Raw genomic sequence first — 12795 nt, forward strand, 5'->3', positions numbered from 1 at the left:
CCGAGAGCCCCGACGGTGGCACCGAGACCGGCAGCAAGTCCTGCATCCATCGGCACCTGCGCCTGGACCCGCACCACCAGTGCGGCGCCCTACGGGCGAACGTCCAGGCGCAGGGAGCCTAGGCCCGGCAAGGGGCGCCGTCCGTTGTGCCCACCCGTTCCGCCCCGGCGGAACGTATGCCCACAACGGGGAACAGCGGGACGGGCACCGCCCAGCGGGCGCAGGCCCACAACGAGGGGCTCAGGACGCGTCGTCGTCACGTGGCGCCGGGTCCACCGGGGCGCCCGCCAGGTCCTCGACGGCCTCCACCGCGTCCGCCCGGCCCTTCAGGTACGCGGGGGACGGGACGTCCGGGAGCTCCGGGGGGACCGGGGGCGGCGCGGTCACCGAAGGGGCGTCGGGGGCGGCCACCGGCGGCGCCGGCTTCGGAGCCGTCTCGGACAGCGGCGCGCGCTCCAGGAAGCGCAGCAGCTCCACCGGGATCGGCAGCACCAGCGTCGAGTTCTTCTCGGCCGCCACCGCCATCACCGTCTGCAGCAGCCGCAGCTGCAACGCCGACGGCGTGTCCGCCATCTGCCGCGCCGCCTCCGCCAGCTTCTTCGAGGCCTGCAGCTCGGCGTCCGCGTTGATCAGACGGGCCCGGCGCTCACGGTCGGCCTCGGCCTGCCGGGCCATGGAGCGCTTCATCGTCTCCGGCAGCGACACGTCCTTGATCTCGACCCGGTCGATCTGCACGCCCCAGCCGATGGCCGGCGAGTCCAGCATCAGCTCCAGGCCCTGGTTGAGCTTCTCCCGGTTCGACAGCAGGTCGTCCAGGTCGCTCTTGCCGATGATCGACCGCAGCGAGGTCTGCGCCATCTGCGAGACGGCGAACTTGTAGTCCTCCACCCGGATCAGCGCCTCGGCCGCGTCGACCACCTTGAAGTAGACGACCGCGTCCACCCGCACCGTCACGTTGTCCCGGGTGATGCCCTCCTGGGCCGGCACCGGCATCGTGACGATCTGCATGTTCACCTTGTGCATGCGGTCCACGCCCGGGACGATCATGTTGAAGCCCGGCTTGCGCACCTCACCGCGCAGCCGCCCGAAGCGGAACACCACGCCGCGCTCGTACTGCTTCACGACCCGCGCCGCCGCGGCCGCGTAGACGCCGATCACCGCGGCAGCTCCCGCGGCCACCATCAACACCTCTTGGATCATCACGGCCCCCTGTCAAAGGGATACAAAAAGGGTATTCCCTACCGCGGGGCCGCGGACTCACAGCCAGCCGGCGAACTCCAGGAGCAGCTCCGCGTCGGACCGGCGCCCGGCGGTGAGCGCGCGGGTCGCGGACTCGACGGCGCGGAACAGCGTCCAGCCGCGCAGCCGGTCCCGGTCGAGCTCCAGGGAGTCGGCGAGCTTGTTGACCCGGCGGCGGGCCGCCGAGGCGCCCGCGGACGCGGCCACCAGGTCCTCCACCCGGTCCCGTACCAGCCTGGCCAGGTCGTAGGCGCGCTCGCCGACCAGCGGCTCGGGCCCGACCGCGAGCCACGGGGCCCGGTCGCCGGCGAGCACCTTGCCCTGCCGGAACTGGCCGTGCAGCAGCAGCGTCTCCGCCGGCGCCGCGAGCAGCTCGGCGCGGGCGTCCAGCGCGGCGGCGACCAGATCCCCCGCCTCCGGGTCGGCTCGGTACGCCTCCATGGGCGCCGCCTGGCGCGCGGTGCGCTCGCCGACCGACCCGAAACCGTGCCCGGCGGGCGGCTCGACCCACAGCTTGCGTACGGTGTCGGCCGCCTCGAGCAGCGCCTTCGCCTCCGGCAGCGAGCGCAGGGACACCTCGGGGTGCAGCCGCTCCAGGAGCACCGCGCCGGGCGCGGGCTCCCCGAGCAGCCGGGCGGCGCCCCAGCCGTTCCAGTGCGCGAGCGCGTCCCGCTCCAGGTCGGGGCGGGCGAAGGTGGGGGCGAGCTTCAGCACGGCGTCGGGGACGAGCACGACGAGGCTGCTGCGCCCGCCGGGGGCCACCACCCGTTCGGCGACCAGACCCGACCGGTCGAGGGTGTCCCGGGCGAGCTCCGGGAGCGCCTTCAGCCATTCGGCCGCGGCAGCGTCCCCGTACGTCTCGCCGAGAGCCCGCACCAGTCGCTGCGGCGGTTCGAAAGCCATGCGTGCGTTGATTCCTTCGTCTCCTGCGGTGCGGCGAGCTCCTGGATAGCGCCGCTTTCCAGGAGTGCGGCCTGTCAGGCCCGCTCCGCGAGCCCAGGAAAGGTTACGTCGCTGCCGCGCCAGCGGACCGCCCGCACCGCCGCCTCGCGCAGCGCGGCCGCCGCGTCCCTGCGCAGCGGGCCGTCGGCGGAGCGCACCAGGTCGGAGTAGACGCCGGCCACCCGGTCCTCCAGGACGGCGGCGAGGCGGACGGCGGCGGTGGGGTCCGGCACGGCGAACGGCAGCGCGTAGCCGGCGGCCGCGGCGACCGGTTCGCCGCCCAGGTCGCGCACGGTGCGGCGGAGCGCGTCACGGCGGGCCCGGTGGGCCTGGTGGGCCGCGGTGGCCTCGGCGCGCCGGTCCTCACCGACCCGGGCGCCGACGACCCCGTAGCCGTACACGGCGGCGTGCTCGGCGGCGAGCGCGGCCTGGGTGGCGGCGAGCGCGCTCATCCGCGGCCCCCTTCGGTCGGCTCGGTGAGCAGATAGGCGTGGGCGGCGCCGGCCGCGGCGACGGAGGCGAGCAGCCGGGCGTACTCGGGCGGTGCGGTGAGCAGGGCGGCCGTGTGGGTGTCGGCGGTCGCCCGTTCGGCGGCGGTGAGGTTCCTGAGCGCGGCCGCCGGGTCGGCCGGCACCCGGACGAGGGCGAGCGAGCGGGAGGGGGAGGGTGCCGTGGACACGGACGCGGACGCGGCTCCGGACGGCCCGGACGGCCCGGACGGCCTGGGGGAGGAGGGCGCGGCTCCGGACGGGCCGGGCGCCGGGGCCGTACCGCCCTCGGCCAGCGCCTTCACATGGGCCGCCGCCGAGGCCCGCAGCGGTGCGAGCCGGGCTGCGAGCGCCGGGTGGCCCTCGATGACCGCGTCGTACTGCGCGAGCAGGTCGCGGCTCGCAGCCGCCGAGCGCCCGCGCAGGGCCGCCTCGGCGGCGGCCGCCCGTTCGGCCGCGTCCGGCTTCCTCGGTCCGGCCGCGTCCCCGTCGGACGTGCAGCCGGCCAGTGCGGCGGCCGCGCCCGCGGCGCCGGCGGCCAGGAGCGCGCGTCTGCCCACGGTCGTCACGCTTCGCCTCCCTCGCGTGTTCCCTCGCGTGTTCGAAACCCTCGAAGATCTTCGAAGATCGCCGCAGGCGAGCGTACCCGCGGTCCCCCGGCCGGTGGACGGCAACACCCTCCGGGACCGGATACCCTTTGATCTGACACGCGACGAACCCACAACAGCACACGCGGCCGAGGAGTCACCCGGATGAGCACCACCCCGAACGAACGGCTGCGCGGTCTTCTGGAGCCGCTCGTCCACGCCAAGGACCTCGACCTCGAGGAGATCGAGCTGTCCCGGGCCGGCCGGCGCGGACTGCTGAGGGTGATCGTCGACTCGGACGAGGGCGTCGAGCTGGACACCTGCGCGGAGCTGAGCCGCGAGATCTCCGAGAAGCTCGACGAGACGGACGCGATGGGCGAGGGCGAGTACGTCCTCGAGGTCAGCTCCCCGGGCGCCGAGCGCCCCCTCACCGAGCCCCGCCACTACGTGCGCGCCACCGGCCGTCTCGTGAAGCTGCAGCTCACCGAGGGCGGCGAGCTGGTCACCCGGATCCTCGCCGTGGACGAGGACGGCCTGGACACCGAGGTGCCGGGCGTGAAGGGCCGCAAGGCCACCGCCCGCCGGGTCGAGTTCGCCCAGATCGCGAAGGCGCGTGTCGAGATCGAGTTCAGCCGCAAGGACAAGAAGGAAGAGGAGGCGTAGCCGTGGACATCGACGTGAAGCTCCTGAAGGGCTTGGCACAGGAGAAGGAAATCTCCTTCGAGATGCTGGTCGAGGCGATCGAGTCGGCCCTCCTCATCGCCTATCACCGCACCCCCGACGCCCGCCGCCACGCGCGCGTGGAGCTCAACCGGCAGACCGGTCACGTGACGGTGTGGGCGAAGGAAGACCCCTCCGAGCTGGAGGAGGGCCAGGAGCCCAAGGACTTCGACGACACCCCGTCGGACTTCGGCCGGATCGCGGCGAGCACCGCCCGCCAGGTCATCCAGCAGCGGCTGCGGGACGCCGAGAACGACGTCACCTTCGGCGAGTACGCGCGCCGCGAGGGCGACATCGTGGCCGGCCAGGTGCAGCAGGGCAAGGACCCGAAGAACGTCCTGGTCAAGCTGGACGACAAGCTGGAAGCCATCCTTCCGGTGCAGGAGCAGGTGCCGGGCGAGGACTACACGCACGGCCTGCGGCTGCGCACGTACGTCGTCCGGGTGGCCAAGGGTGTGCGCGGTCCGTCCGTCACCCTTTCGCGCACCCACCCCAATCTGGTGAAGAAGCTGTTCGCCCTGGAGGTGCCGGAGATCGCCGACGGTTCCGTCGAGATCGCCGCCATCGCCCGTGAGGCCGGCCACCGCACCAAGATCGCGGTCCGTGCCACCCGTTCGGGCCTGAACGCCAAGGGCGCCTGCATCGGCCCGATGGGCGGCCGGGTGCGCAACGTGATGGCCGAGCTGCTCGGCGAGAAGATCGACATCGTCGACTGGTCGGACGACCCGGCCGAACTGGTGGCCAACGCGCTGTCCCCGGCGCGGGTCTCCAAGGTCGAGATCGTCGACCTGGCCGCCCGGTCCGCCCGGGTGACGGTGCCCGACTACCAGCTGTCGCTGGCGATCGGCAAGGAGGGGCAGAACGCCCGTCTGGCCGCGCGCCTCACCGGCTGGCGGATCGACATCCGTCCCGACACCGAGCAGCAGGGCGACGCGGGCGCCCGGTAGCCCGGCGCCCGGCGGTACGGGCCGTCCGGGCCGTCCGGCGGCCCGCGCCGCCCGCTGGCACGGCCGCCCGGTCCCGTACCGGCACTGATCCTTTTTGGCCAACGACTGTTCGATTTTTGCCCCGAACGGGTGAGGTCGGTACGGGGAGGTAGACTTAACGTGTCTGGCCGGACGCATGCCCGCGTATGCCCTGAGCGAACCTGTGTGGGATGCCGGGAGCGAGCGGCCAAGAGCGATCTGCTGCGGATCGTGGTGAATAAGGACGAGTGCGTTCCCGATCATCGCGGTACGCTGCCCGGCCGGGGTGCGTATCTGCATCCCGCCTTGGCTTGTCTCGATCTGGCGGTGCGCCGCCGGGCGTTCCCGCGGGCCTTCAAGGTCCCGGGTCCGCTCGACACCGCGGCGCTTCGCGCACACGTCGAGCAGGCCGCACCGTAGATGAAGTACGGGAAGTACGGAAGTACGGCACAACAGATGTACGGCACGGAACCCCGTGCGGTCAGGTACCTCGCGAGTCGGAAGTAGGTCGAGATTGCGATGAGCACTCGATGAGTACGCGATGAGTACGCCCATGAAGTAGCGACGGTCCGGCGGTAACCGGACCTAAAAGGAGCGAAGTGGCTAAGGTCCGGGTATACGAACTCGCCAAGGAGTTCGGTGTGGAGAGCAAGGTCGTCATGGCCAAGCTCCAAGAACTCGGTGAATTCGTCCGTTCGGCGTCCTCGACGATCGAGGCGCCGGTCGTGCGCAAGTTGACTGACGCTTTGCAGGGTCCCGGCGGTTCCGCCGGCAAGACCGCTGCCAAGCCCGGCGCGCCCCGCAAGGCGGCGCCCGCCCCCAAGCCCGCGGCGCCGTCTCCGGCCGCCGCGGCACGTCCCGCTGCCCCGAAGCCCGGCGCCCCGGCCCCCAAGCCGGCCCCCGCCGCGCCTGCGGCCCCGGTCACCCCGGTCGCGCCGGCGAGCAGCACTCCCTCTCCGGCCCCGGCCGCGTCGGGCCCCCGCCCGGGCCCGAAGCCCGCGCCCAAGCCGGCTCCCGCCGCGCCCGCGGCCCCGGAGTTCACCGCGCCTCCGTCGGCCCCGGCCGCCGGTCCGCGCTCCGGTGGTGCCACCCCCGGCCCGCGTCCCGCTGCCCGTCCGGGCCAGCAGGCGCCGCGTCCGGGTCAGCAGGCCCCCCGCCCCGGCGGCCAGCAGGCCCCGCGTCCGGGCGGCCGTCCGGCCGGCCCGCGTCCGGGCAACAACCCCTTCACGTCCGGTGGCTCCACCGGCATGGCGCGCCCGCAGGCGCCCCGTCCGCAGGGCGGCGCCCCGCGTCCCGGCGGCCCCGGTGCTCCCGGCGGCGCTCCGCGTCCGCAGGGTCCGGGCGGCGTTCCCGGCGCCCCGCGTCCCCAGGGCGGCGCGCACCCCGGTCCCTCCGGGCGACCCACCCCTGGCGGCATGCCCCGTCCGCAGGCTCCGCGTCCCGGCGGCGGCCCCGGCGGCAACCGTCCGAACCCGGGCATGATGCCGCAGCGTCCCGCTGCCGGCCCGCGTCCGGGCCCCGGCGGCCGTGGCCCGGGTGGCCCCGGCGGTCGTCCCGGCGGTCCGGGCGGGCGTCCCGGCGGCGGCTTCGCCGGCCGTCCGGCCGGTCCCGGCGGCGGTGGCGGCGGCTTCGCCGGCCGTCCCGGCGGTCCCGGTGGCGGCGGCGGTCGTCCCGGTGGTCCCGGCGGCGGTGGCGGCGGCTTCGGCGGTCGTCCCGGCGGCTTCGGCGGCCGTCCCGGCGGCCCGGGTGGCCGTGGTGGCACGCAGGGCGCCTTCGGTCGTCCCGGCGGTCCCGCGCGTCGTGGCCGTAAGTCGAAGCGGCAGAGGCGCCAGGAGTACGAGGCCATGCAGGCCCCGTCCGTGGGCGGCGTGATGCTGCCTCGCGGCAGCGGCGAGACCATTCGCCTGTCGCGCGGTGCGTCCCTCACCGACTTCGCGGAGAAGATCAACGCCAACCCGGCGTCGCTCGTCGCGGTCATGATGAACCTCGGCGAGATGGTCACGGCCACGCAGTCCGTCTCCGACGAGACGCTGACGCTCCTCGGCGACGAGATGAACTACACGGTTCAGATCGTCTCCCCCGAGGAGGAGGACCGTGAGCTGCTCGAGTCGTTCGACCTCGAGTTCGGCGAGAACGAGGGCGGCGAAGAGGCCCTGGTCTCCCGTCCGCCGGTCGTGACCGTCATGGGTCACGTCGACCACGGTAAGACCCGGCTCCTCGACGCCATCCGCAAGACCAACGTGGTCGCGGGCGAGGCCGGTGGCATCACCCAGCACATCGGTGCCTACCAGGTCGGCACCGAGGTCAACGGCGAGCACCGCGGCATCACCTTCATCGACACCCCGGGTCACGAGGCGTTCACCGCCATGCGTGCCCGTGGTGCGAAGTCGACCGACATCGCGATCCTCGTGGTCGCGGCCAACGACGGCGTCATGCCGCAGACGGTCGAGGCGCTCAACCACGCCAAGGCCGCCGGTGTCCCGATCGTCGTCGCGGTCAACAAGATCGACGTCGAGGGCGCGGACCCGGTCAAGGTGCGCGGTCAGCTCACCGAGTTCGGTCTGGTCGCGGAGGAGTACGGCGGCGACACGATGTTCGTCGACATCTCCGCCAAGCAGGGCCTGAACATCGACAAGCTGCTCGAGGCCGTCATCCTGACCGCCGACGCCACGCTCGACCTGCGGGCCAACCCGGAGCAGGACGCGCAGGGCATCGCGATCGAGTCCCACCTCGACCGCGGCCGTGGTGCGGTCTCGACCGTCCTCGTCCAGCGAGGCACCCTGCGCATCGGCGACACGATGGTCGTCGGCGACGCGTACGGCCGTGTCCGCGCGATGCTCGACGACAAGGGCAACAACGTCGAGGAGGCGACCCCGTCGACTCCGGTCCTGGTCCTGGGTCTCACCAACGTCCCGGGCGCGGGCGACAACTTCCTGGTCGTCGACGAGGACCGCACCGCCCGCCAGATCGCCGAGAAGCGCGCCGCGCGTGAGCGCAACGCCGCCTTCGCCAAGCGCGTCCGCCGGGTGTCCCTCGAGGACCTCGACAAGGTGCTCAAGGCCGGTCAGGTCCAGGAACTCAACCTCATCATCAAGGGCGACGCGTCCGGTGCGGTCGAGGCCCTGGAGTCCTCCCTGCTCCAGCTCGACGTCGGCGAGGAGGTCGACATCCGCATCCTGCACCGCGGTGTGGGTGCGGTCACCGAGTCGGACGTCGACCTGGCCATGGGCTCCGACGCCATCGTCATCGGCTACAACGTCCGTGCGGCCGGCCGTGCCGCGCAGATGGCGGAGCGCGAGGGCGTCGACGTCCGGTACTACTCGGTCATCTACCAGGCGATCGAGGAGATCGAGGCGGCGCTCAAGGGCCTCCTCAAGCCGGAGTACGAAGAGGTCGAGCTCGGTACGGCGGAGATCCGCGAGGTCTTCCGCTCGTCCAAGCTGGGCAACATCGCCGGTGTCCTCATCCGCTCGGGCGAGGTCCGCCGCAACACCAAGGCGCGCCTCATCCGCGACGGCAAGGTCATCGCGGAGAACCTCAACATCGAGGGTCTGCGCCGCTTCAAGGACGACGTCACCGAGATCCGCGAGGGCTTCGAGGGTGGTATCAACCTCGGAAACTTCAACGACATCAAGATCGACGACGTCATCGCGACGTACGAGATGCGCGAGAAGCCGCGCGTGTAACACGCGAGGCTGAGTCGCGACACTCAGGTCGGGGCCGGTCGGCGGAAGATATTTCCGTCGATCGGCCCCGGCCGTTGCGTGTACGGTTTTGATGTTCCCCCGCCGGGCGTGCGCCCGGCGGGACGTCGAACCCGAACCGGCGGGACATCCGGCACCGCATGTACGTGGGGACTCTGTCCTTCGATCTGCTCCTCGGCGACGTTCATTCGTTGAAGGAGAAACGCTCCGTCGTCCGGCCCATCGTCGCCGAGCTCCAGCGCAAGTTCTCCGTGAGCGCGGCCGAGACGGGCGACCAGGACCTCCATCGCAGGGCCCGGATCGGGGTCGCGCTGGTGTCCGGGGACGCGGGGTTCGTGTCGGACGTGCTCGACCGCTGTGAGCGGCTGGTCGCGGCCCGGCCCGAGGTGGAGCTCCTCTCGGTACGCCGAAGGCTCCACACTGATGAAGACTGAATGAGCAAGGCAAAGAAGGAGACGGACCAGTGGCCGACAACGCGCGGGCGAAGAAGCTGGCGGACCTCATCCGGGAGGTGGTCGCCGAGAAGCTGCAGCGCGGCATCAAGGACCCGCGCCTGGGCACGCACGTGACCATCACGGACACCCGCGTCACCGGTGACCTGCGGGAGGCCACGGTCTTCTACACGGTCTACGGCGACGAGGAGGAGCGCGCGAGCGCCGCCGCCGGCCTGGAGAGCGCCAAGGGCATCCTGCGCTCGGCCGTGGGCAAGGCGGCGGGCACCAAGTTCACCCCGACGCTCGCCTTCGTGGCGGATGCCCTCCCCGAGACCGCCAAGAACATCGAGGACCTCCTCGACCAGGCGCGCGCCTCGGACGCCAGGGTGCGCGAGGCGTCCTCCGGCGCCACCTTCGCCGGTGACGCCGACCCCTACAAGAAGCAGGGCGAGGACGAAGCCGCCGAATGAGCACCGCAGGAAAGACGCCCGACGGGCTTGTCGTCGTCGACAAGCCGTCGGGCTTCACTTCGCACGACGTCGTGGCCAAGATGCGCGGGATCGCCAAGACCCGTCGCGTCGGCCACGCCGGCACGCTCGACCCCATGGCCACGGGCGTTCTCGTCCTCGGCGTGGAGCGGGCGACCAAGCTGCTCGGTCACCTCGCGCTGACCGAGAAGGAGTACCTGGGCACCATCCGCCTGGGCCAGACCACCATCACGGACGACGCCGAGGGCGAGATCACGGCGTCGGTCGACGCGTCGAAGGTCACCCGCGAGCAGATCGACGCGGGCGTGGCCGAGCTCACCGGCGCGATCATGCAGGTGCCGTCGAAGGTCTCCGCGATCAAGATCGACGGCAAGCGGTCCTACGCGCGCGTGCGCGGCGGCGAGGAGTTCGAGATCCCGGCCCGGCCGGTCACCGTCTCCTCCTTCACCGTGTACGACGTGCGCGAGGCCGTGGCGGAGGACGGGACGCCGGTCGTGGACCTGGTCGTGTCCGTCGTCTGCTCCTCCGGCACGTACATCCGGGCACTCGCCCGGGACCTCGGCGCCGGGCTCGGCGTGGGCGGCCATCTGACCGCACTGCGCCGCACCCGGGTCGGCCCGTACAAGCTGGACAGCGCCAGGACCCTGGACCAGCTCCAGGAGGAGCTCACGGTCATGCCGGTGGCCGACGCCGCCGCGGCGGCGTTCCCGCGCTGGGACGTCGACGAGAAGCGGGCCCGGCTGCTGCTCAACGGCGTACGCCTGGAGATGCCGGAGTACCCCAAGGGGCCGGTGGCGGTCTTCGGGCCGGACGGGCGGCTGCTCGCCCTGGTCGAGGACCAGCGCGGCAAGGCGAAGAGCCTGGCCGTCTTCGGCTGAGCGGTGTGAAACATCGAGATGGGGCGGACACCCGGGTGTCCGCCCCATCTCGATGTTTTTCACCCCATTGGGTAAGCGCTCGAAGCGAACCCGGGAGTGCGAGGGGGCGCGTTCGCCCGACGCGCTTCACCCGGAGATCACCCCCGGCCTACCGTCGATCCATGGGGAGCGGGGACCTGGGGACACTGGTACGGATCGAGGACCCGGCCGGGCGGCACCTCGGCACCGGATTCCTCGCCGACCACCGCGGCACCCTGCTCACCGGCCTTGAGGTCGTCGCCGGCCACCGCAGCATGGTCCTGCGCGCCCCCACCGGCCCGCCCCGGCCCGTCACCGACGCCGACGTCACCCCGCTGCCCGCGCACGGCCTCGCCCTGGTCCGCTGCCCCGGCCTCCACGCCCGCCCGCTGCCGCTCGCCGCCCGCCCGGACCTCGAACCCGGCACGTACGTCCGGATCAGCGCGTACGGCTGGCGCGAGGCCCGGGTGCTCGGCCGCGCCACCGGGACCGCCGGGACCGCCGGAACCCCGGGAACCCCCGGAACCCCTGGAACCGCCCTCGAACTCGCCATCGGTACGGAGGGGGCCGAGGCCCTGCTCGACGGCGGGCCGGCCGCCGGCGGACCCGTCCTCGACCCCGCCACCGGCGCCGTCCTCGCCGTCCTCGGCACCGCCGCCCACGGCGACAGCCGGGCCGCCGGACACGCCCTGCCGGTCCCGCCCACCGGCCCGCTCGCGAAGCTGCTCCGCCGTAACGCCGGCACCGTCCCCTGCTACGGGCGCCACCTCAATCTCGGCGGGGTCCTGGAACTCACCGCCACCACCTGCCCCGCCCCCGAGGACCTGCCCGAACCCCGGGTCGGCGACGAGCACCGCCCGCCCGTCCTCGCCGTCGTCGGCGTGCCCGGCACCGGCCGCAGCACCGCCCTCGCGGGCCTCGCCGCCGCCCGCGCCCGCGGCCCCGAGCCCGCGCCCACCGTCTGTCTGCGCGGCGCCGACCTGCGCGCCGACGACGACTCGCTCGCCGCCGCCGTCGGGCGCGCACTGCGCCGGGCCGGCCGGGTCGCCGCCGCCTCCGGCACCCCCGGCGAACCCGAGGCCGTCACCCCCGAACAGGCCGCCGCCCTCGCCCGGGACGCGGGACGGCCGCTGCTCGTGCTGCTCGACGGGCCCGAGGAGATGCCGCCGCTGCTCGCCCACCGCCTCGGACCCTGGACCGCCGCCACCGAGGAGTGGCTGGCCGCGCACGGCGCGCGCCTGGTCCTCGCCTGCCGCCCCGAGCACTGGGAACAGGCCCGCACCCACTACACCGCCCCGCCCGAGGTCGTCCGCCTCGGCGACCTCACCGAGGCCGAGGCCGTCGCGGCCCGGCGCCGCCACGGTGTGCCCGAGGACGCCATCGCCGAGGCCGACGCCCGCCACCCGCTCGCCCTCCGACTGCTCGGCGAGGTCCGCGCGGCCACCCGGGACGACCTGCCCGGCCGCCCCGGCAGGGACGAGATCTTCGCCGCCCATCTGGACCTGATGTGCCTGAAGATCGCCGTCCGGATCGCCGCGGCGGGCCGCCCGGTGCTCCGCGGCACCGCCGTGCGCCGGCTCGCCGCCCGGGTGAGCGGCCGGGTCCACGAGGCCGCCCGCCGCTGCCTCGGCCCCGGCCAGGGCGAACTGGACCGGGAGTCCTTCGAGGAACTCTTTCCGTGGAGGACCGGCTGGGCCTCCGCCGTCCTCACCGAGGCCCTCCTCGTCCCGGCCGGGGGCGGCTACCGCTTCGCCCACGAGGAGTTCGGCGACTGGCTCCAGGGCACCCACCTCGACATCGACCGGGCCCTGGACACCCTGATCCACCGGCCGGCGGCGCTGCCCGTCCCGCGCCACCGGATCGGCCCCGTGCTCCAGGCCCTGCACCACCTGGACCGCGACCACGGCCCCGAAGGCCTGATCCCGCGGCTCACCGCCCTGGTGGACGCCCTCGCGGAGCCCCCGGCCGATCCCGGGGCGGGGGAGACCGAGGAGGGACGCTGGTGGGCCGCCAGGCTGCTGCACGGGGCGCTCGCCGACCTCCGCCCGTACCTCCCGGTGCTCCGGCTGCTCGCCGACCGCATCGGCGAGCGCGGAGTGCTCCCCGGCTTCGGTGCCGGCTACTGGCGCGACCTGCCCGTCGCCGAGGACGAGCGGCTCGACCTGCTGCGCCGCCTCGTCGCCGCCGACGCCGTGCCCGAGGGCCGGCTGCCCGAGGGCCGGTTCCTCGACCTGGCGGCCGCCCGGCTCACCGCGGACCCGCGCGGAGTACAGCCGCTGCTCTGCCGCTGGTTCGGCGACGAGCGGGCGCTCGCCGGGGCGCCAGGCGCCAC

At 73.7% G+C, this 12795-nt stretch carries 11 protein-coding genes and 1 pseudogene; 8 read left to right on the plus strand and 4 right to left on the minus strand.

All coding sequences use genetic code 11. From position 1 onward, the window contains the following. Nucleotides 1–240 precede the first annotated feature (240 nt). The 4 genes from AB0C73_RS33415 to AB0C73_RS33430 form a co-directional block, all read right to left on the minus strand. The gene (locus tag AB0C73_RS33415) at nt 241–1200 is read right to left on the minus strand and encodes a slipin family protein (RefSeq protein ID WP_362537228.1); all 960 of its coding nucleotides are present in this window, start codon (nt 1198–1200) and stop codon (nt 241–243) included. Nucleotides 1201–1257: 57 nt separating this feature from the next. Then, nucleotides 1258–2142 (minus strand): aminoglycoside phosphotransferase family protein, encoded by an 885-nt coding sequence (locus AB0C73_RS33420; RefSeq protein WP_362537230.1) that lies wholly within the window; start codon nt 2140–2142, stop codon nt 1258–1260. A gap of 74 nt (nt 2143–2216) precedes the next feature. Then, nucleotides 2217–2633 carry a ferritin-like domain-containing protein gene (locus AB0C73_RS33425; RefSeq protein ID WP_362537232.1) on the minus strand — a complete coding sequence of 139 codons (417 nt, stop codon included), beginning with the start codon at nt 2631–2633 and terminating at the stop codon, nt 2217–2219. Further along, nucleotides 2630–3238 carry a hypothetical protein gene (locus AB0C73_RS33430; RefSeq protein ID WP_362537234.1) on the minus strand — a complete coding sequence of 203 codons (609 nt, stop codon included), beginning with the start codon at nt 3236–3238 and terminating at the stop codon, nt 2630–2632. Before AB0C73_RS33430 ends, AB0C73_RS33425 begins: the two co-directional genes overlap by 4 nt. 183 nt (nt 3239–3421) lie before the next feature. Here AB0C73_RS33430 and rimP point away from each other — a divergent pair, with 183 nt between their 5' ends. The 8 genes and pseudogenes from rimP to AB0C73_RS33470 form a co-directional block, all read left to right on the plus strand. Then, a complete protein-coding gene (gene rimP / locus AB0C73_RS33435) occupies nt 3422–3919 on the plus strand; it encodes a ribosome maturation factor RimP (protein ID WP_362537236.1) in 498 nt (165 codons plus the stop codon). Nucleotides 3920–3921: 2 nt separating this feature from the next. Continuing rightward, complete coding sequence (gene nusA / locus AB0C73_RS33440) at nt 3922–4923, plus strand: transcription termination factor NusA (RefSeq protein WP_362537238.1); 1002 nt, start codon at nt 3922–3924, stop codon at nt 4921–4923. Nucleotides 4924–5082: 159 nt separating this feature from the next. Continuing rightward, nucleotides 5083–5361 carry a YlxR family protein gene (locus tag AB0C73_RS33445; RefSeq protein ID WP_362537240.1) on the plus strand — a complete coding sequence of 93 codons (279 nt, stop codon included), beginning with the start codon at nt 5083–5085 and terminating at the stop codon, nt 5359–5361. A gap of 179 nt (nt 5362–5540) precedes the next feature. Then, entirely contained in the window at nt 5541–8627 is a 3087-nt protein-coding gene (gene infB, locus AB0C73_RS33450) for a translation initiation factor IF-2 (RefSeq protein WP_362537242.1), read from the plus strand. A 158-nt stretch (nt 8628–8785) separates the two neighbouring features. Beyond that, a complete protein-coding gene (locus AB0C73_RS33455; RefSeq protein ID WP_356076752.1) occupies nt 8786–9079 on the plus strand; it encodes a DUF503 domain-containing protein in 294 nt (97 codons plus the stop codon). Nucleotides 9080–9108: 29 nt separating this feature from the next. After that, the gene (rbfA, locus tag AB0C73_RS33460) at nt 9109–9549 is read left to right on the plus strand and encodes a 30S ribosome-binding factor RbfA (RefSeq protein WP_362537245.1); all 441 of its coding nucleotides are present in this window, start codon (nt 9109–9111) and stop codon (nt 9547–9549) included. After that, entirely contained in the window at nt 9546–10445 is a 900-nt protein-coding gene (truB, locus tag AB0C73_RS33465; RefSeq protein WP_362537247.1) for a tRNA pseudouridine(55) synthase TruB, read from the plus strand. Before rbfA ends, truB begins: the two co-directional genes overlap by 4 nt. Before the next feature lie 161 nt (nt 10446–10606). Then, nucleotides 10607–11095 (plus strand): annotated as a pseudogene (locus AB0C73_RS33470) (trypsin-like peptidase domain-containing protein); the annotation flags it as partial. Between the last annotated feature and the right edge of the window lie 1700 nt (nt 11096–12795).

Source organism: Streptomyces sp. NPDC048623, assembly GCF_040650755.1.
GTDB lineage: Bacteria > Actinomycetota > Actinomycetes > Streptomycetales > Streptomycetaceae > Streptomyces.

Excerpts from the sequence above, each read along its gene's own strand:
- AB0C73_RS33415 (WP_362537228.1), bottom strand. The coding sequence starts at position 1,200 with ATGATCCAAGAGGTGTTGATGGTGGCCGCGGGAGCTGCCGCGGTGATC.
- AB0C73_RS33420 (WP_362537230.1), bottom strand. The coding sequence starts at position 2,142 with ATGGCTTTCGAACCGCCGCAGCGACTGGTGCGGGCTCTCGGCGAGACG.
- AB0C73_RS33425 (WP_362537232.1), bottom strand. The coding sequence starts at position 2,633 with ATGAGCGCGCTCGCCGCCACCCAGGCCGCGCTCGCCGCCGAGCACGCC.
- rimP (WP_362537236.1), top strand. The coding sequence starts at position 3,422 with ATGAGCACCACCCCGAACGAACGGCTGCGCGGTCTTCTGGAGCCGCTC.
- AB0C73_RS33455 (WP_356076752.1), top strand. The coding sequence starts at position 8,786 with ATGTACGTGGGGACTCTGTCCTTCGATCTGCTCCTCGGCGACGTTCAT.
- truB (WP_362537247.1), top strand. The coding sequence starts at position 9,546 with ATGAGCACCGCAGGAAAGACGCCCGACGGGCTTGTCGTCGTCGACAAG.